Origin of the sequence: Rubripirellula obstinata, assembly GCF_001642955.1 — a bacterium.
Taxonomy (GTDB): domain Bacteria; phylum Planctomycetota; class Planctomycetia; order Pirellulales; family Pirellulaceae; genus Rubripirellula; species Rubripirellula obstinata.
Genome location: NZ_LWSK01000074.1, coordinates 1 through 19,924, shown reverse-complemented (window position 1 = coordinate 19,924; position 19,924 = coordinate 1). Strand labels below are relative to the sequence as shown.

Sequence of the window (19,924 nt, the reverse complement as noted above, 5' to 3'; positions counted from 1 at the left end):
GAATGATGGACTGAGCAGGTACGGAACCCTGGCAGGCCCAACTACGGGAAAACTGGAAAGCTATTTCGGCACCGTTCCTAACCGCGTTAACGAACTGACCTGTTCCTACTCCATCACGCGAAGGAGCATGATCAGTTGAGCGAATTGTTGAACGGCGTGGTTGCTTTTCCAGTTCCTTTGTTCGCTACGCAGCGTTAGTTCTTCGCCTAGAGCTTTCAATGTTGAGGGCAAACGGGCAAACCCGAGTCGTTCAGCCGATCCAGCTAGTTCGTGATAGGGCATAGGAGATTGCGACTGTAAGCCAATCAGCAGCGTCTCGGCCGTTTTCGTTTGCAGATCGGTTGTGAAACCTTGAATCGACGACTCAATCGGGGAGCGATTTTTTGTGTCTCGCAGTCCAGAGTCTGCATGGGACGATGAGACACCAAGCCAAGGCGAGGCAGCGATTCGTTCTTCGGCACCCATTTGAAAAATGACCGCAAGCGGACGAATCCTCAAACGACCCCGCGACATTTGCACATGGCCGCTGACAAAGCAAGCCAGTAGACCATGGTCGCGAAGTTGCTTTTCAAATTCGCTGAAAGCATCCGCACTGCGACTGAAAAACGGGACTTCCAGTTCAGCGACGGCACCGGAGTGATCTTCAACCACCGCAGTTAAACTTTGATTGACCGCATCAAATTCGACATCGGAGATACTGCGAATCGGGAAGACTTGCAAATTCTCGGTGAACCGTCTTGGGCAAAGATAGCTGGGTGGTAGTCGGTCAAGCCTTTGTTGGCACTGAGAAAAATTGTCCAACGCGATCGGTGGCAGCAGATGTTCCCACTGAAAGGACTGTGGATTGATCGTGATTCGGGCAGTGCGGTAGGCCCGGCCGCTTACGCGTCGCGGCTCACTTTAATCGACAGGTCGTGACGCACCCGGCAAAGGGCTGTCACTGTTCCGCGGCTTAGATCTTGAGCATGCTGACGGTCATGCTAAGTTAGTCCCGGAGGGACGGAAGCACGGTGCCGGGTGCGAAGCACCCGGATACGGTCCAACAAACACCGCTCAGAGCCTTGATCGATCGGCGGCAAAGCCGCCGATCGATCAAGGCTCTGACAAAGATGGGGCGGCATGATCCGGGTGCTGATTGGCCTGTCGATTAATTTAATATTCGGTGAGCCGCTGGCCGTAAGGCACTCTTTGGGGTCACTCTTTAGGGTCACCGTGCAGTGCGGTAGGCCCGGCCGCTTACGCGTCGCGGCTCACATTAATCGACAGTTCGTCACGCACCCGGCAAAGGGCTGTCACTGTTCCGCGGCTAGATCTTGAGCATGCCGACGGTGATGCTCAGTAAGTCCTGGAGGGACGGAAGCACGGTGCCGGGTGCGAAGCACCCGGATACGATCCAACAAACACCGCTCAGAGCCTTGATCGATCGGCGGCAAAGCCGCCGATCGATCAAGGCTCTGACAAAGATGGGGCGGCATGATCCGGGTGCTGACTGGCTTGTCGAGTAATTCAATATTCGGTGAGCCGCTGGCTGTAAGGCACTCTTCGGGTTCACTCTTTGGGTTCACTTGGCAGTGCGGTAGGCCCGGCCGCTTACACGTCGCGGCTCACTTTAATCGACAAGTCGTGACGCATCCGGCAAAGGGCCGTCACTGTTCTGCGGCTTGGATCTTGAGCATGCCGACGGTGATGCTCAGTTAGTCCTGGAGGGACGGAAGCACGGTGCCGGGTGCGAAGCACCCGGATACGATCCAACAAACACCGCTCAGAGCCTTGATCGATCGGCGGCAAAGCCGCCGATCGATCAAGGCTCTGACAAAGATGGGGCGGCATGATTCGGGTGCTGACTGGCTTGTCGACTAATTCAATATTCGGTGAGCCGCTGGCCGTAAGGCACTCTTTGGGTTCACTCTTTGGGGTCACCGTGCAGTGCGGTAGGCCCGGCCGCTTACGCGTCGCGGCTCACTTTAATCGACAAGACCTGACTCACCCGGTAAAGGGATGTCAATGCTCCGCGGTTAGAACGTCCGACTTAGATTTTGAGCATGACGACGCTCACTTCATACTCAATCGACGATTCCGATGCGTCACCGATGTAGCAACCTTCCGTTGCCGCCGCCCATGACGGTTCAGGGCCGGTGGCAACCGGGATATGCTGGTCCGACACTGCGATACCGCGACTGGGGTCGTAACCTCGCCAGCCACCACCGGGCAGGTAAACCTCGGTCCATGCGTGCAGTTCCGAATTCCCGATGTGTCCAGGTTCGTGGATATAACCGCTAACGAAACGCGATGCAATTCCTTGCGAGCGGCACACGTCCATCATCAACACGGCCAAGTCTCGGCACGCACCACGTTTCGATGCAAAGGTTTCGCCCGGCGACATCGGCGCGCCGCCGTAGCGATTGGACGAATCGTAATCACGAGCGATCTGCTCGGTCGCTTGCAACAGAAACGGTTGCGTTTGATTTCCACTTGAACCCGCCAGCATGATCGCCCATTGGTCGATCTTTGGATGAACGTCTTGCCGATGGAGATAGGGGGCCAACGCCTTGTCAACTTCAGCATCATAATAAGCGGGCAAATTCGTCGCACGCGCGTCGAGCGAAAGATAATCAAACGGTTGCGTTCGCAAGGTTTCCACGCGAGCTTCGATATCGATGGTAACTTCCAAGTGAACGCCACTGAACGAAACCTGCATCGCGGCGTTGCCGAAAACGTCCACGACTTCACAAAGATGCAACGGCACCGGCGCTATGTCGCAGCGATAATCCAACAACCGCTGCGCCCCATCGCTGCGAGGTCGTAATCGAATCGTCAGCGGCTCGACGATCACGGCACGCTCGTAGCGGTAAGTAATCCGGTGATTGATTTGAAAGATCAAAGCAGCTTCATTTTGTAGAAGACATTTACAACAGCTTTGCTAACGTCGCACAAGCCGAAAGCATTGGCGAACTCTATTGTTGCAAGATTGTTGCACGATTGTTACATGGCGGAATTGTTCGATGGCGGATCATAACGCACATTCACGATGAACATCACATGCCAAATTGCTCGGCTGACATGTTCACGTCAAACACTTCGCCGAAAACGAAAGCCACCAACGCGGATGCATCTCGCCTTAAAACCGTCGGAACAATAAGTGGCGTAGCGAAACTCGCCAAGAGTTTCGGCGACTCGACAAACCGAAAATCTTGGCGACTTTCGCTACCAATTTTCCCGCCATTCATTGTCTCGACGGTCCTTAAAAACAGTGCTCCCCAAAGGTGATTCAAGTGAAGGAGGCGACTTTTTGCTAAACTTAGCCGACAGGTCGAAAACCGCATTCCCGTCTGAATTAAGCTTGCCATGAACCGCAACCCAGTGGAATGGCGGAATTTGCTGCGATGGCACGACCCGTCGTGGAACCGGTATGCTGGGGCCGTAACACTTTTGCAAAGTCGGACTCCTTAAACCAAATAATCAGAACGTTTTCACGATGGAAGAGACATCCAACGACAAAGAAACCAGTGGTTCAATCGGCAAATCACTTTCGATGTTCATAGCAGGGCTTCTGATCGGCGGCTTGGTGGCCACCGTCGGCTTTTCGCTCTTTCTGCGATCGCAAAAGAACCAGGCAGCCAGCGGTGGTGGCGGTGCCAATCAGCTTGTATTGAAATTGGGGCACGGACTGGACACCGGCCACCCGGTTCACCTGGCGATGGAAAAGATGAAGCAGCGGTTGGAGGAGCTTTCCGGTGGTTCGGTCAGCATGGATATCTACCCAAGTTCAGTTCTGGGGTCAGAAACTCAGTGCATCGAACAGTTGCAAAACGGATCGCTGGCGATGACCAAAACTTCGGCGGCGGCGATGGAGAATTTCATTCCGTCGATGTCAGTATTCAGCTATCCGTATGTGTTTCGTGATGGCGAACATTATTGGTCAGTGATCGGTGGCGAGATTGGCAAAACGTTGCTGCAAGATGGTGAAAAGAAATTCCTGCGCGGCTTGTGCTACTACGACGCTGGAAGTCGTAACTTCTACACCAAGAACGACCCGATCCGTACGCCGGATGATTTGAAGGGAATGAAGATTCGCGTCATGAACAGTGCAACGGCCATCGAAATGGTCAAGGCGATGGGAGGAGCGCCGACGCCAATCGCGTGGGGTGAACTCTATTCGGCATTGGCTCAGGGAACGGTCGATGGTGCTGAAAACAACTTGCCAAGTTTCAGCACAAATAAACACTACGAAGTCTGCAAGCACTTTTCGCTCAATGGACACACTCGTGTTCCCGACATGCTATTGATCAGCACCAAAGTTTGGAACAATCTTGACCCGAAAGTGCAGCAGTGGCTCCAGCAAGCCGCCACCGAGTCTTCGGTTTACCAACGCAAGCTTTGGGCAGAGATGACGGCAACCGCGATGGAACAGGCCAAGGCCGAAGGCGTGACGATCTATGAAGTGGATACCGAAGCTTTCACCAGCAAGGTCGCACCAATGTTAGAGAATGCCGAGAATCCGATTGTTCGCGATCTGATCAAGCAAATCTCGGAGGTGAAGTGATGCGGCGTGCTGTTTCTGGATTAAGAACCTGCATGGACAAGACGTTGGAGGTCACGCTGATCTTGGCGGTGGGCCTGTTGGTCCTCGATGTCGTCTGGGGCGTCTTCACTCGTTACGCCATTGGGCAACAAGCAAACTGGACCGAAGAGCTTGCCCGGTTTCTGCTGATCTGGGTCTCGCTGCTTGGCGGCGCGGTGGCGTTCGGAACCAAGGGACACCTGGGCGTCGATTACTTCGTCGGCAAGTTTCATCCCGACGCTCGCAAAGCCGTCGCAGTGCTGGGCCATTTAGTCGTGCTGTTTTTTGCCGGTGCGATCTTTCTGTATGGCGGTTTTCAAGTCGTGCGTGATGCGTTGGCAATGGAACAGATGACGCCAGCACTGGGATGGAAAATGGGTTACGTCTATTTGGCACTTCCCATCGCCGGCGTATTTATGGTGCTCTACAGTGTTGAAAATCTGATCGAAACGGTGACCGAGTCAACTGCCGAGCCTGATAAATCCGAATCGCAAGAATCAACCTCAGAAACATCTTCTAAGACCTCTTCTAAGACACAGGAAGCAAGCAAGTAATGGGAACCATCGCACTGATTCTTGTTGTGGTCTTTGCTCTTTTGTTAGTGATGGATGTTCCCATCGCTGTTGCGATCGCGCTGTCCACCTTCGTGGCAATCTTGGCCGAAGGATCCAGCCCAAGTGTGGTCGTCGCTGCAAACATGGTCAGCGGTGTCAACAGTTTTGCACTGCTAGCGATTCCTTTTTTCATTCTGTCGGGTCACTTGATGGGACGCGGCGGAATGGCCAGTCGGTTGATCGACTTTGCCGGAACTTTGGTCGGCTTCTTTCCCGGCGGACTGGCCTACGTCAACACGCTGACCTGCATGTTGTTTGGGTCGATCTCTGGTTCAGCCGCCGCCGCGGTATCGTCAGTCGGTGGATTCATGATCCCCGAGATGAATCGCAAGGGTTACAACCGCGAATTCAACGTTGCCGTGACAACGACGGCCGCCACAACGGGCCTGTTGATTCCGCCTAGTAACATCATGATCGTCTATTCAGTCGCCGCTGGTTCGGTGTCGATCGCGGCAATGTTTATGGCGGGTGTCTTGCCCGGCCTAGTCACCGGTCTGTTCATCATGTTGGTGTGCGGCGCGTTTGCGATCAAGAACAAATATCCGCGAGAACCGCGGTCATCGTTCAAAGAGATTCTGGTTAGTTTCAAACGAGCGTTCCTAAGTTTGTTCCTGATCATCATTGTGATTGGTGGGATTTTGGCCGGAGTGTTCACGGCAACCGAGGCTGCTGCGATTGCGGTGGTCTATGCGTTGCTGTTGTCGGTGGTTTTCTATCGTGAAATCAAGATCAGTGAATTGCCGGATTTGTTGCTGCAAACCGGGATTACGACCGCGGTTGTGATGCTGTTGATCGGTGCAAGTTCAGGGATGAGCTGGATCATGACGATGGCTAACATTCCTCAAACGGTCAGCGCGACCTTGCTGGGGATGTCCGAAAATCCGATCATTATTTTGCTGACGATCAACGTATTGTTGTTGTGCGTCGGAACGTTCATGGACATGACACCAGCGGTTCTGATTTTCACGCCGATCTTCTTGCCGGTCGTCGAACGACTTGGGATGCATCCGGTGCATTTCGGAATCATGATGATTGCGAATTTGTGCATCGGTTTGTGTACGCCGCCGGTTGGAACTTGCTTGTTCATCGGTTGCGGTGTCGGCAAAACGACGATCGCCAAAGTGACGAAGTACATGCTGCCGTTCTTTGTATCGATGGTGCTGGCGTTGCTTGTCATTACCTACGTCCCCGCCACATCGCTATGGTTGCCCGTGCAAACAAAGCAGCTAAAAGCAGAAGACGTGCAGCAAAGCACCTTCATGCGTGGCGACCAGGAATAAACTCCGCCAGGTCCAGAAGGCCGAGCAGCTAATGGCTGAGAATTCTAAGCTTCTGGCTGAGTTCGCTAAACGGGAAGCGCCTGCCGCCGTGAAGGGTTTTTGAATCGTTTAACCGCGTGGGCATCGCGCCGCGCGTTCGGGTCCAGCACAACGCGCGGGGCGATGCCCAACGCCGTGTAAGGTTTTTACGCGGCGATTTCATAGTCTATTTCATGAAGCTTCTCACGTTCATCGTTCGTCATTTCTCTGACGTCCGGTCGCTTGATTTTCTTTTTCTTCTTTTCTGATTGCTTCGGTCTGAACCGAGCCTTTTTGGATCCTTGACGCTGATAACGATCCGTCAATGCATAGGCGAGGCGACTGAATAAATCTTCGCCCTCATCAGCATGCTCGTGCAGTCCATCCAGGCAGTCGTAAATCGCACGCATCGTGTTTGCCAGACTTCGGTCCTTGGGAGTGTAGCTCGAAGGAAGATCCTCATTGGCAAGCTGCAGGATGGAAGGGGCCAGGATGGGAGGGGCCACCCACCATCTAACGCACTTTTCTCCTGACCTTGAGTTATGCCATCAAATTAAAACGCGAAGTCGCCAGGCCGCGAAGACGCAAAGAGCTGCATTTGCAAAACCTTTGCGACCTTGCATCTCAGTGTCCTTGCGTTGGGACTCAATCGAGGCAGAGAGCGAATCAGAGGTGTTGCAGGCTTTGGAGGGCGAACAGCAGGCTGTCCGGGGCTACAGCAAAAAGTATGACGACTTTAAACGGCAAGCCGAAGCTGTACTGGAAAGTGAACCACTTCCGATCGGCCATCGCGAAACTGTACGCCGCTATTTCGAGGCAATTCGCCCCGACAACGGTAACAACCAGTGACAATGGTCGGCACTCGCCCATCGTTCCACTGGCATTAACTTCGCAGCGTGGTTAGTCGGCTCGTCATCATCACTGTCGGGCTAAGCGACCGTAGTCGGTAAAGTCGCCGTGTTTTACCCAGGGTGCTTGTTTTGCCTGGGTGGATGTGGCAAACCATAGGTTCTTCTTTGATGACAGAACCTTTGGATTTTAACGATGACCAGTCACAAGCGACGTCGCAGGCTTTTTGGCGAGATTCTGGAAGACCGTCGGCTGCTGGTTGCGGCGACGGATTTGGCGGCAATTGTCGGAACGGTCACCGTTGAGCAAACCGGTGGACCGGTCCCGGCTAGTGTTTCGTTGGAACTGTTTCGAGATGACGGCGATGCCACGTTTGAACCGAATCAAGACACGCCCGTGGGCAGCGGCGAAATGTCGGTCGTTGGCTCAGGACAATATCGGTTCGATCGGCTGACCGCGGGGAACTACTTCGTTCGGCAACGCGCAGGCACGCTTAGCGATGGCAGGTCGGTACAAGAGCAGGTATCGCCGCTGATCGCGATTTCCGCAGACGCGGTCCGTGGAAGGATCACGACGCCCATCGACACGTTTGATCAAACCAGCCAAGAAGCTCGCGATACGACTCAAGGCGACGGTCCCGTCAGCACGATTGCGGCCGGGCTAACTTCCGAGATCATCGGAGGCGAACGTGAACTGATTGTCGAGAAGACGAGCGTCAACGGCGCGGTTCAATTGAGCGTGGATGATCCACTGCTTCCCAATCAATTGACATTCGACTCTTTCCAAACAGGTCAGGGTCCGCGGCGAATCGTCTGGGATGGACCCGACAATGATGTTACCACCATCGACGATACAGGTTTGTCGCCAACCAATTTGGAAACAGATGCCAAAGGTATTCAGTTGCAAATCCGCGCCGACTTGGCTGGCGGAGTCGCAACGGTTCGCGTCTACAGTGATGACGGTGTCGCGGGAACGGCCGGTCGGTTCAGCACGGCCACACTTCCAATTCCCGTCACCGCTGGCAGTTTCCTTTCCGCCGAATTCCTTCCGTTCTCGCAATTCGTTCCAACTGCTGGCGGTGGAGCCGACTTTGCAAACGTCGGCGCGATCGAACTCGAAATCACGGGAGCAGCAGATGTCAACGGAGCATCCGAAGTCATCGGTGCCGTCGGAACAACGGACTTCGTTCAGGACTTCGCCAACACTCAATCCGCCGACTTGCAATTAACCAAGACCGTTAACAATGCCACACCCGGCGTCGGTGACACGGTGACGTTCACGGTGACTGTCAACAATCAAGGCCCCGACAACGCGACGGGTGTGGAAGTCACCGACTTGCTGCCAACCGGCATCAACTTTGTCACGGCGACGCCAAGCACCGGAAACTACATTCCGGGAACTGGCGTTTGGACCGTCGGAAACTTGGTCGGTGGCAGTTCCGCGACGCTGACCATCAATGGAACCGTTTCTAGCTTTGGTAGCCGAACCAACACAGCCGAAATCACCGCGGTCGATCAACCTGATCCTGACAGCACACCCGGCAATAACATCGAAACAGAAGACGATCAAGCTTCGGTGACGATTCAGACGGTCGCGATCGATTTGAGTCTTTCAAAAACGGTTGATGATGCTTCGCCCAATGTTGGGCAAACGGTCAACTTCATTGTGACCGTCACCAATCAAGGCCCTGACGTGGCAACTGGAATTCAGGTCCGCGATGTTGTCCCAGCGGGCTTGACCCTTTCGACGCCCAATCCATCGACCGGCAACTACAACACGACCAGTGGAATCTGGTCGATTCCCACGCTGGGTATCGGGCAATCGGCAACGCTGATGTTGCCCACGGTCGTTGGCAATGCGACCACCGTGACCAACACAGCCGAGATCATCGCAGCGGACCAATTCGACATCGACAGCACGCCTGGCAACAGCGCCGTGGGCGAAGACGACATCGCATCGGTCACGCTGACCGCGGAAACCGCTGATCTTTCGCTGACGAAGACGGTTGATAACCCATCACCCAACGTTGGCGACGAAATCAGCTTCACCGTCGCGGTCCAAAACCAAGGGCCCAATGACGCGACCAATGTTGTTGTCAGAGATCCGTTGCCAGCGGGCCTGACCGAAGCCGGTTCGGTCACGGAAAATGGGAATTACGATTTCACTAGCGGTCTTTGGACCATCGGCACCATCACATCGGGCAGCACCGTATCACTGACCATTCGTGCAACAGTGGATTCGTCGCAAACGCTGACCAACACGGCGCAGGTAAGTGCGTCCGACCAGTTTGATCCTGACAGCACGCCCGGCAACAGCGATGCGGCCGAAGACGATCAAGCAAGCGTCGTTATCGATCCACCGACAATTGATTTGTCGATCAGCAAAACCATCGACAACGCCGTCGTCGATGTAGGTGATGAGATCAATTACACCGTCACGCTGACCAACGGCAATTTTGACACCGCGACCGGCATCGTCGTGCGTGACGTTCTGCCCGCCGGTGTTGCGTTCTTGGATCATACGACCGACACCGGAACCTACACGCCGGGGACAGGAAACTGGACGATCCCATCGCTCGCACCCGGGACATCCACTAGTCTGCGAATTCGAGCTCGCGTTGATTCAGCAACAGCGCTGCCCAACACTGCCGAAGTGATCGCAGCCGACCAGTTCGATAGCGACAGCACACCCGCCAACAACATCGCCGCCGAGGACGATCAAGATTCCGTCGGATTCCAAATCGCAACGGCGGACTTGTCGATCACAAAGACGGTCAGCGATGCCACGCCCGACGTTGGCGAAAACGTCACCTTCACAATCGTCGTTTCCAACGCGGGCCCCAACACCGCTACCTCCATCACGGTGCGCGATCAGTTACCAGCGGGCGTCAATTTCGTCTCCGAAACCGAAACCACTGGCAACTATGATTCCGGTACTGGTCTATGGTTAATTCCAACCCTCGCATCAGGCAGTTCAGCAACTCTGTCAATTGTCGCGACCACGACGACCAGCGATTTGGCAACCAACACGGCCGAGATCATCGCGGCGGATCAGCAAGATCCTGACAGCACGCCGGGCAACGGTAACGCCGGTGAAGACGACATCGCTAGCGCCAGCGTGTCAGGTCAACAGATCGATTTGTCGCTGACCAAAACCATCAGCGACGATAGCCCCAACGTCGGCGACGAGGTCACGTTTACGATCGGTGTTCGCAATGACGGACCGAGTGACGCCAGCGGAGTCGTCGTCACCGATTTCTTGCCGACTGGTGTGACGCTGGTTCGCAGCACGCCTTCACGCGGCAGTTTCAACACCACCAGCGGTGCATGGACGGTGGGAACGCTCAACCGCAACGATACGGAAACTCTCGCTTTATTTGTTCGCATCGACCAAGTCTTGACTGATGCAATCAACCGTGCCGAAGTCACCGCAGCGGGTCAGCCTGACGTTGATTCCACGCCCGCGAACAACAACGCCGGCGAAGACGATCAGGCGTCGGTCACGTTCAGCACGCCCGTCGCCGATTTGTCGCTGACTAAAACCGTCAGCAACGAAGCACCCAACGTGGGCGAAGTCATCACCTTTACCGTTGTCATTGAAAACGAAGGCCCTGACAACGCGACCGGCGTGACGGTTTTAGACCTGTTGCCAGCCGGTTTGCAATTCAATTCCAACAGCCTCTCGGCGGGCGACTACAACGCGACCACTGGCAACTGGGATCTTGGCGTGTTGCAGGCCGGGCAATCGGCGACCCTGTCCATTAACGCGACCGTGTTGACTCAGGGAACCAAGGTCAACACCGCGCGGGTCAGTGCATCTGATCAGGCCGACCCCGATTCCATGGCTGGCAACAATGTCGAATCCGAAGACGATCAGGATTCCGCAAGCCTGACGCCACCGGTGGTCGATTTGTCGTTGACCAAAACCGCTTCGCCCGATCGTCCATCGGTTGGCGACGAGGTTACGTTTACCGTCACGGCATCGAACGCTGGTCCATCGACTGCCACGGGAGTCGTGGTGACCGACACTTTGCCCAGCGGCGTCACCTTCATTAGCAGCGATCCATCGGTGGGCGATTTCAACTTTGCCAACGGTCAATGGACCATCGGATCTCTCGCCGCAGGTGCAACGGAATCGATTCAGATTGTTGCGGTGGTCAATCAGTTTGTTGAATTCACCAACGCGGCCGAAGTAACAGCCGCCAACGAATTCGATGAAGACAGCACGCCCGGGAATTCAGCGGTCAATCCAGGCGAAGACGACAGTGCCACTATCACGCTAACGCCGGCCAGTGCGGATCTGTCGCTCGTCAAAACCGTTTCATCCGACGCGCCCAACTTGGGCGACGACGTGACATTCACGGTGACGATTTTCAACGCCGGTCCCGATCCAGCGTCGGACATTGTCGTTCGGGACTTCTTCCCCGTCGGCATGACGCTGCGCTCTTCAACGCCAAGTGTCGGTGCTTTTGAAACAGCAGGCGGGCGCTGGACGATTCCGACATTGGCCAGCGGTTCTTCGGCAACGCTCGACTTGATCGCCACCGTTGATACTCAGGGTGACAAAACCAATCGAGCCGAGATCATTGCTTCCAGCGAATTTGATCCGGACAGCGTTCCCGGTGACGGCATCGCGGACCAAGACGACATTTCGGAAGTCACGCTGTCGCCGCAGGTCGTTGACTTGGCACTGATGAAGATGGTCGATGATGCAAATCCGAACGTCGGCGATGACATCGACTTTACGTTGACGCTAACCAACGATGGTCCATCGAACGCGACCGGCGTGCAAGTCACCGATCGATTGCCCGATGGCCTGACGTTTCGCGACTTCACGGCCAGCCAGGGCAGTTATGACCAGTCAACCGGATTGTGGAACGTCGGTTCGATCGCCGATGATGCCGTAGCGACGCTTCGCATCGGAGCAACGGTCGGAAACATTCGCAGCGTGATCAATTCGGCTGAACTAACGATGTTGGATCAGTTCGACATCGACAGCACCGCTGGCAACAATGTGATTACTGAAGACGATCAAGCCAGCGTCGAAATCACGACTCAGGTCGCTGACTTGTCGCTTCGGAAAACGGTTGGCAATCCATCGCCAACTCAGTCCGAGAATGTAACGTTCACCTTGACGCTTACCAACGAAGGTCCTGACGACGCCACCGAAGTGTCCGTGCGAGATGTCTTGCCGACGGGATTGACGTTTGTTTCGGCAACTCCGTCGGTTGGAACCTACGATCCCGTGACCGGTTTGTGGGTTATCGATCGAGTACCAAACTTGACCACTCCGACACTACAAATCGTTGCCACCGCGACCTCGGCGATGCCTCAAACCAATACCGCCGAAGTGTTCGCGGTGCGTCAGTTTGATCCCGACAGCACCGCTGGCAACACGATCGCAGGCGAAGACGATCAAGCGTCCGTTGTCGTCACACCGTTGGTGGTGGACATCGCGGTATCGGCAACGGTTGATATCGAAGAACCAATGATTGACGATGTCATCACCATCACGTTCACGACGTTCAACGAAGGCACGATCGGTGCGAGCGGTTTGACGACCCGAGCAAACATACCAGCGGGACTAACGATTTTGTCGGCAGTTCCATCGGTGGGCGTTTACGATCCGATCACGGGTCGTTGGGAGATTGGAACGCTAGCCAGCGGCGGATCAACCACGTTGACTGTGACGGCTCGGGTCGATGAACGGGGCTTCCGCGAAGTGCCGATTGAAGTCATCGAATTGGATCAATTCGATGTTGATAGTTTGCCGGGCAACAATGTTGAAGCCGAAGATGATCAACAGACACTCATCATCCGAGCACCACGATTGTTGAGTAAGCGATTGTTCCTGTCACGCTAACTCAACTGCGTTACGTCAATCAGCCGCGGAGCGTTGACAGCCCTTTGCCGGGTGCGTCACGGCCTTGTCGATTAAAGTGAGCCGCGACGCGTAAGCGGCCGGGCCTACCGCACTGCTCGGTAGCCCCAAAGATTGCCTCACAGCCAGCGGTTCACCGAATATTGAATGAATCGACAAGCCGGTCAGCACCCGGCACATACCGCCCCATATCTGTCAAATCCTTGATCGATCGGCGGCTTTGCCGCCGATCGATCAAGGATTTGAGTGGTGTTTGTTGGATTGTATCCGGGTGCTTCGCACCCGGCACCGAGCTTCCGTCCCTCCGGGACTAACTGAGCCTGGCCGTCGGCATGCTCAAGTTCTAAGCCACGGAGCGGTGACAGCCTTTTGCCGGTTGCGTCACGGCCTGTCGATTAAAGTGAGCCGCGACGCGTAAGCGGCCGGGCCCACCGCACTGCTCGGTAGCCCCAAAGAGTGCCTCACAGCCAGCGGCTCACCAGATATTGAATGAATCGACAAGCCGGTCAGCACCCGGCACATGCCTCGCCATATCTGTCAGAGCCTCGATCGATCGGCGGCTTTGCCGCCGATCGATCAAGGCTCTGAGTGGTGTTTGTTGGATCGTATCCGGGTGCTTCGCACCCGGCACCGAGCTTCCGTCCCTCCGGGACTAACAGAACCTGGCCGTCGGCATGCTCAAGTTCTAAGCTGCGGAGCGGTGACATCCCTTTGCCGGGTGCGTCAGGTCTTGTTGATTAAAGTGAGCCGCGACGCGTAAGCGGCCGGGCCTACCGCACTGCTCGGTGAATTCAAAGAGTGAATTCAAAGAGTGAACCCAAAGAGTGCCTTACAGCCAGCGGCTCACCGAATATTGAATGAATCGACAAGCCGTTCAGCACCCGGCACATACCGCCCCATATTTGTCAGAGCCTCGATCGATCGGCGGCTTTGCCGCCGATCGATCGAGGCTCTGAGCGGTGTTTGTTGGACCGTATCCGGGTGCTTCGCACCCGGCACCGAGCTTCCGTCCCTTCGGGACTAACAGAGCATGGTTCGGTTGGCATGTTCAGGTTTTAAGCGGGACGTTCACTTACGCGTGGCTGCTGATTGTTTCGGAAAAGGCGTTTTTCGTCGCTCGAAACTTAGCTGTCACGCTAACAATGCTTGCTGTTCCTTGATGCGAAGAAAATCGGTCCTGCCAACGACGCAGTTTCGACCGTTCTGTTTTGCTAAGTATAGACATTCATCAGCTTGTCGAATCAAATCTTCGGGCTGGTGAAGTCCCTTGGTTCTAACAGAAACACCGATGCTTACGCTTAAGCTGAGTCCGGCTTGGCTGTCGAATTGAGCGGCTTGGACCTGGGCGAGAACTTGGTTTGAAATGGTGGTGCCTTGTTGCATGTCTACCTGAGGAATCAACACGCAGAACTCTTCGCCTCCGTAACGTCCAATAATCGCTGGCGGGCCAAAGTGATCACAAAGAACTCGGGCAATGGTTCTCAGGACTTCGTCGCCAACCTGATGTCCAAACATGTCGTTGACTTGTTTGAAATGATCGACATCAATCATCAAACAGGCGAGCGATGAATCGTGCTGGATCGATTCTTCCCAAATGGGTTTCAGACGATCGAAGAACGCGCGGCGGTTAAAGCAGCCTGTCAGTGGATCTTCGTCAGCCATGACTTGCAGTTCGCGATTACGAGACGAGATGTGATCGCGACTGCTACGCAGCATCAACATCATCTGCTCGACTTCGCTGCGACGGCTTTCAATTTGGGTCACGTCACGCAGCGTCACCATCGCTCCCTGGCAACCGTCTTGGTCCGTGTCCAGCGGCGACGAATTGATCGAAAAGAATCGCGTATTTCCACCGGGCGTTCTGAATCGCATCATCTGTTCGCCTTGCGGTTTTTGGCTGCGTAACGCATGCGTCCACGGCATCTCGTGTTGTGATGAAGATTTGCTGCATTCCCAAGGCAACGATTTCGCGGTGCGGCCCACCACATCGCGTTGTCGCATTTCGATTGATTTTAGAAACGCATCATTCGCCATCACGATGCGATCTTGATCGTCAATAAGCATCAGCCCATCCGGGATCGTGTTGAGGGTTTCGTGCAAACGAATGGGCAGAATCAGGCTGGCGAATGTGCGACCTGAGGCAAAGCGAGCGATGGCCCAGTGAACCATGGCAGCAGCCAATAGGATGACGCACCAAAGAGACCCATTTAGCCGGATGCCAGCGACCAATGACGTCGCGGTGACCAACAAGAGTGTCCCAGCAACATGGGCAGCAATGGTCAGAGATGACGCAACAGCGGAATCACTGCTGCGTCGGCGACGATTCCGATGAACCGAATTCCGATGAACAGAGTTCTGATGAACCGAATTCTGATGAACAGAGTTCCGATGAACAGAGTTCTGATGAGTGGGGTTTTGGCTCGAAGAGTTCAAATCATCAATTCCGGTGAATGCGACACAATCCATACCCCTGGTCAAACCAGTGGCGGAAGTTTCCCCGTGCATCCGACGTTTGAAGTCTGTGTCAACTCTGCCCCTCGGGTCTCCGATGCTTTCCAAAGTAGGCATGTTCGTGCGTCACAGCCGATGCTGCGCTAACGCTTGTAACGACTTTGCCGATTGGGCGGGCGAATCGGTTCGCGGCGCGATCGACGCGTCAACAAATCGTGACCTAGGCTTCCACTGAACTCAACTCCATCTCACCTGCGTTTGTTCCTTGTTCGATTCATCCAATTTCAAACTGCTGCTCGTTTTCTCGGAACCCATCCTGAGTGATCTCGTGTCGTTTCGTTTGGAACTGCTTGGATTCAATGTCACAGCGGTCGAAGACGGCGGGCAGGCTGCGGCAGAAATCTCGCGAAGCATTCCCGACTTGGTCATCGTCGATACCGTACTTAGAGACGGTGACGGATTGGAATGGATCGCCCGAATACGAACCGAGCACGCTGCCGATCGATTGCCGATCATCATCTTCTCGCTTGACCCAAGCTTGGAAACCGTTGAACGCGCCTACCACGCGGGCGCACAAGATTACCTGATCACGCCATTCGATCCGACGGTGATGGAAGAGAAAATCGAAACACTTTTGCTAAGCCAGAAAACGTCGGTGAAGGCGAAAGCAAAATGATGGATGCACACAAGCTTAGCGGCAACGCCCACGCGATGAAGGAACATCAGCGATGAGACGACTTGGCGACATTCTAGTTGAACAGGGCGTACTGACTGCCGACGAAATGGAAGCGGCGTTCAGCAGCAAGCCTCGCAACATTATGCTTGGTGATTGGCTGGTCGAGCAAAAACTGCTATCGACCGCTGAGCTAGGGCATGCGCTGGCCGAACAATTTGAGGTTCCCTACGTCGACATCGATCCATCGAACATCAACCCACAAATTGCTCGGTTGATCCCAGAAGATTTCGCCCGCAGCCGACAAGCAGGCGCGATCGACATCAAAGGGCACATGATGACGCTGGCAATGGTCGCCCCCGATGACATTGAAACGATTGCCGAAGCCGAATTGATGACCGGCTATCAGATCCATCCGGCGGTTGCGATGGCGGATGACATCGTCGCACTTGTTTCCCGCATTTATGACGACCGCAGTGTCGCACGGCAAACGATCGTCGATATGAAAATGGTCGAACTGCACGAACATTCAACCGAGGAAATCGACCCATCCAATTCTGTGATGGTTGCCGAACAGGAAGATGCACCGGTGGTGCGATTGGTGCAGGCGATTTTGTCAGGTGCCGTCAACGCGGGTGCCAGTGACGTTCACCTGGAACCGCTGAAGCCAGAAATGCGGGTCCGCTATCGCGTCGATGGCGAACTGCAGCAAGTGATGACAATTCCCAACCATATCGAAGAATCGGTGATCAGCCGAATCAAGGTGATGGCGGATATGGATACGACCGAAAATCGCCGTCCCCAAGACGGTCACCTCAATGTGTTCGACGGCGGTAAGCGGGTCGGATTTCGGGTCAGTGGTATTCCGACGGTTGATGGGCAGAAGATTGTGCTGCGGTTGCTAGATGAAGGTGGCAAGACCTTCCAGCTAGAAAACATTGGGTTGACCGAACGCGATTACTCGATGCTTCGCGAAATGATCGATAAGCCGCACGGCATGTTTGTCGTCACGGGGCCAACGGGCAGCGGCAAGAGCACGACGCTGTACGCGGCGCTGCAATTTCTAAACCGAGTTGATCGCAACATCGTCACGGTCGAAGATCCGGTTGAATTTCGTTTGCCCGGCATCAACCAAGTTCAAAGCGACAATGAATTCGGAATGGGATTCGCCAACGCGTTGAAATTCATCATGCGGCAGGACCCTGACGTCATCATGGTGGGTGAAATTCGCGATAGCGAAACGGCAACCACCGCGATTCAAGCGGCTCTGACCGGACACTTGTTGATCAGCACGCTGCACACCAACGACGCGGTGGGTGCGGTTGCTCGACTGGGTGATTTGGGCGTCGATAATTTCAAAATTGCCGGTTCGCTGTTGGGCAGTGTCGCACAGCGATTGCTGCGTTGTGTTTGTGAAAACTGCAAACGTGCGGTCCCCGCGAATGAAAAACTATTGAACGCAATTGACCCCGAAGGCACCGTCGATCGCAGTGCAAAGTTTTTCAAAGGCGAAGGCTGCAAAAAATGTTTGGGCAGCGGTTTCGCAGGCCGAATTCCGATCTTTGAGATCATGCCGATCACGCCTGAAATCACCGTCGCCATCGAAGCGGGCGTGCCCAATTCCAAACTGCATCAATTAGCAGTGGAAGCTGGCATGGTCGAACTTCCGCGTGCGGGACTCGAACAAGCACTCGCCGGACGCACCTCGATCGAAGAAGTCTACTTCAAGACCAGCGGCGACCGTCGCAGTTCCGATGCTGGCCAGTCATCAGGATCGAACAAAACAAATTCTGGAAACATTGCTCGGCGTGACACCGACGTCGCCTAGTTCTTACCAATCGTGATCTCCCCAACATGAACGCACGCTCGACGTACCCTTCTCGCACGCAACCAGCCACCAAGCCAAGTCTTGGTGTCATGGGATGGATACGTAAACTCAATTCGATCCAAGTCGGCCCACAAAAACCTGGTGATCCAACCAAGATCAAGCCAGCCGTGTTGGCGGACTTGCTTGGACTGCTGTTGATGCTTTTAGAAAACGGTTTGTCGCTGCCAAAATCGCTTAGCTCATTGGCCGAAGACCGTTCAACACGTAAGTACCGTCATGTCCTGAATCGACTGCGAGTTTCGATCGAATCCGGCGGAACGCTTAGCGGCGGAATGGAAAAGTACCCTCGCACTTTCACGGCGATGCAGATCCAGCAAATTCGGATCGGCGAAAAGAGTGGTGCTTTGGAAAAGGCTCTGCGACGTGTTTGCGAACAAATGGAACGGTCCGTCGCACTCAAGAAACGCATCATCAAAAAGGTCAGCTATCCGGCTCTGATTACGTTGGCCGGTGCTGGGTTGATGGTGTTCATGTGCGTTGTGGTGGTTCCTGAATTCGAGGTGGTCTATTCCGGCAGCGGCGTTGACCTGCCCACGGTCACCAAAATTGTGACCGGCATCAGTCGGTTGGTCATTGGTTGGGGATGGCTTGTCTTTCCGATGGTGATTGCCATGGTCGGTGCGTGGGTTGCAGCAAGGTCTCGCCCCAAAGTGTCTCGCAAGCTAGACAGTTTTTTGCTGAAGCTACCGCTCGTTGGTCCGTGGCTGCGTGACATCGCGGTTTTGCAGTTTGCCGAAGCGATTTCATCGATGGTCGAATGTGGGTACACGCCCGTCGAAGCGGTGGGTGTTGCGGCAGAATGTGTTCGCAATCGTGAAGTCCGTGCAACCGTCGAATCAGTCAATCGAAGCGTGTTGCGTGGTGAAAAGCTGAGCGACGAACTCGCCAAGCACGAACGATTCTTTCCAGCGACGCTTTGCCAATTGGTTGGCGTTGGCGAGCAATCCGGCGACTTCCCCAAAGCGATGCGTGGCACCTGCGAACACCTTCGCGAACGATTAGAAACTCGCATTGATGCAACCGTGGGTTTGCTGGAACCCACGTTGACGATTGGATTGGCGGTCGCCATCGGCGGAATTGTGCTGTCGATTTACACACCCATGTTTCACATGTTTGAGGTACTGGAATGATCGACGTAGCAAACAGAGTTCAGAGCCGCAAAAGCGGATTCACGTTGATCGAAATCATCGCCGCGGTCGTGCTGATCAGCGTCGTTGGATTTTTGGGAATGCGACATGTGCGAACCGCCGGTGCAGGCGGCCAGGATCGTGCTTGTGAATTGACACGCCAGATGCTTCAAAACGAAGTCGATCGTTACCAGCGACTCAACCGAGCACTCCCGTCAACCGACATGCGAGAGCTAGTGACGACCGAGTACTGGGACGCATCGATTCCGGTCTGCCCCGTTTCCGGCAACCCGATGACGATCGACCGCACTGGAAAAGTCGTCTGCGCGACGCACTGACGGCACTGGTGAGCCACTGGCCGTAAGGCCCACGGGCCGGCGCGGTAGGCCCGGCCACCTACGAGAACAACCTGCCCGTAGCTGATCCCGCCAGGGTTCAGTCGAGCTTGATCGGGTCGTGGACAGAACCCTGGCGCCGTGAAGAGATTTTATCCAGTAAAAGCCCATTGTTTTGTTTAGCCGCGTGGGCATCGCCCCGCGCGTCCACGCTGAACGAAACACGCGGGGCGAAAAGTAGCATGGCG

13 protein-coding genes are annotated in these 19,924 nt (G+C 54.9%); 9 read left to right on the top strand and 4 right to left on the bottom strand.

The features are described from left to right. Nucleotides 1–105 precede the first annotated feature (105 nt). Together RC85_RS17110 and RC85_RS17100 are read right to left on the bottom strand one after the other, a co-directional pair. On the bottom strand, nucleotides 106–651 hold the full coding sequence (locus RC85_RS17110; protein ID WP_149752912.1) for a hypothetical protein: 546 nt from the start codon (nucleotides 649–651) through the stop codon (nucleotides 106–108). Between the two features lie 1,378 nt (nucleotides 652–2,029). Then, complete coding sequence (locus tag RC85_RS17100; protein ID WP_068265024.1) at nucleotides 2,030–2,881, bottom strand: transglutaminase family protein; 852 nt, start codon at nucleotides 2,879–2,881, stop codon at nucleotides 2,030–2,032. Between the two features lie 594 nt (nucleotides 2,882–3,475). Between RC85_RS17100 and RC85_RS17090 the strand changes: the two genes are divergently transcribed. From RC85_RS17090 to RC85_RS17080, 3 genes are read left to right on the top strand one after another with little or no spacing between them, the layout of a single operon-like run. Beyond that, nucleotides 3,476–4,543: a TRAP transporter substrate-binding protein gene (locus tag RC85_RS17090; RefSeq protein ID WP_235033380.1), complete on the top strand. Its 1,068-nt coding sequence runs from the start codon at nucleotides 3,476–3,478 to the stop codon at nucleotides 4,541–4,543. Then, a complete protein-coding gene (locus tag RC85_RS17085) occupies nucleotides 4,543–5,115 on the top strand; it encodes a TRAP transporter small permease (protein WP_149752913.1) in 573 nt (190 codons plus the stop codon). Before RC85_RS17090 ends, RC85_RS17085 begins: the two co-directional genes overlap by 1 nt. Further along, nucleotides 5,115–6,455, top strand: a complete 1,341-nt coding sequence (locus RC85_RS17080; protein ID WP_068265019.1) for a TRAP transporter large permease — start codon at nucleotides 5,115–5,117, stop codon at nucleotides 6,453–6,455. The genes RC85_RS17085 and RC85_RS17080 overlap by 1 nt, the downstream gene beginning before the upstream one ends. Before the next feature lie 185 nt (nucleotides 6,456–6,640). On the opposite strand, the gene RC85_RS17075 is transcribed toward RC85_RS17080, so the two are convergent. Continuing rightward, on the bottom strand, nucleotides 6,641–6,883 hold the full coding sequence (locus tag RC85_RS17075; protein WP_068265016.1) for a hypothetical protein: 243 nt from the start codon (nucleotides 6,881–6,883) through the stop codon (nucleotides 6,641–6,643). 217 nt (nucleotides 6,884–7,100) lie between these two features. Here RC85_RS17075 and RC85_RS17070 point away from each other — a divergent pair, with 217 nt between their 5' ends. Together RC85_RS17070 and RC85_RS17065 are read left to right on the top strand one after the other, a co-directional pair. Next, nucleotides 7,101–7,322: a hypothetical protein gene (locus RC85_RS17070; protein WP_068265013.1), complete on the top strand. Its 222-nt coding sequence runs from the start codon at nucleotides 7,101–7,103 to the stop codon at nucleotides 7,320–7,322. Nucleotides 7,323–7,517: 195 nt separating this feature from the next. Then, on the top strand, nucleotides 7,518–13,184 hold the full coding sequence (locus RC85_RS17065; RefSeq protein WP_068265012.1) for a DUF11 domain-containing protein: 5,667 nt from the start codon (nucleotides 7,518–7,520) through the stop codon (nucleotides 13,182–13,184). 1,149 nt (nucleotides 13,185–14,333) lie between these two features. Here the strand turns inward: RC85_RS17065 and RC85_RS17060 are convergent. Beyond that, a complete protein-coding gene (locus RC85_RS17060; protein WP_238383145.1) occupies nucleotides 14,334–15,452 on the bottom strand; it encodes a GGDEF domain-containing protein in 1,119 nt (372 codons plus the stop codon). A gap of 466 nt (nucleotides 15,453–15,918) precedes the next feature. On the opposite strand from RC85_RS17060, the gene RC85_RS17055 reads away from it, so the two are divergent. From RC85_RS17055 to RC85_RS17040, 4 genes are read left to right on the top strand one after another with little or no spacing between them, the layout of a single operon-like run. Beyond that, on the top strand, nucleotides 15,919–16,329 hold the full coding sequence (locus RC85_RS17055; protein WP_068265007.1) for a response regulator: 411 nt from the start codon (nucleotides 15,919–15,921) through the stop codon (nucleotides 16,327–16,329). A gap of 52 nt (nucleotides 16,330–16,381) precedes the next feature. Then, on the top strand, nucleotides 16,382–18,154 hold the full coding sequence (locus RC85_RS17050) for a GspE/PulE family protein (protein ID WP_084422770.1): 1,773 nt from the start codon (nucleotides 16,382–16,384) through the stop codon (nucleotides 18,152–18,154). Nucleotides 18,155–18,180: 26 nt separating this feature from the next. Further along, on the top strand, nucleotides 18,181–19,344 hold the full coding sequence (locus RC85_RS17045) for a type II secretion system F family protein (protein WP_068265005.1): 1,164 nt from the start codon (nucleotides 18,181–18,183) through the stop codon (nucleotides 19,342–19,344). Further along, nucleotides 19,341–19,679 carry a competence type IV pilus major pilin ComGC gene (locus tag RC85_RS17040; protein ID WP_068265003.1) on the top strand — a complete coding sequence of 113 codons (339 nt, stop codon included), beginning with the start codon at nucleotides 19,341–19,343 and terminating at the stop codon, nucleotides 19,677–19,679. Before RC85_RS17045 ends, RC85_RS17040 begins: the two co-directional genes overlap by 4 nt. The last annotated feature ends 245 nt before the right edge of the window (nucleotides 19,680–19,924 follow it).

Excerpts from the sequence above, each read along its gene's own strand:
- RC85_RS17090 (WP_235033380.1), top strand. The coding sequence starts at position 3,476 with ATGGAAGAGACATCCAACGACAAAGAAACCAGTGGTTCAATCGGCAAA.
- RC85_RS17085 (WP_149752913.1), top strand. The coding sequence starts at position 4,543 with ATGCGGCGTGCTGTTTCTGGATTAAGAACCTGCATGGACAAGACGTTG.
- RC85_RS17080 (WP_068265019.1), top strand. The coding sequence starts at position 5,115 with ATGGGAACCATCGCACTGATTCTTGTTGTGGTCTTTGCTCTTTTGTTA.
- RC85_RS17075 (WP_068265016.1), bottom strand. The coding sequence starts at position 6,883 with ATGCGTGCGATTTACGACTGCCTGGATGGACTGCACGAGCATGCTGAT.
- RC85_RS17065 (WP_068265012.1), top strand. The coding sequence starts at position 7,518 with ATGACCAGTCACAAGCGACGTCGCAGGCTTTTTGGCGAGATTCTGGAA.
- RC85_RS17050 (WP_084422770.1), top strand. The coding sequence starts at position 16,382 with ATGAGACGACTTGGCGACATTCTAGTTGAACAGGGCGTACTGACTGCC.
- RC85_RS17045 (WP_068265005.1), top strand. The coding sequence starts at position 18,181 with ATGAACGCACGCTCGACGTACCCTTCTCGCACGCAACCAGCCACCAAG.
- RC85_RS17040 (WP_068265003.1), top strand. The coding sequence starts at position 19,341 with ATGATCGACGTAGCAAACAGAGTTCAGAGCCGCAAAAGCGGATTCACG.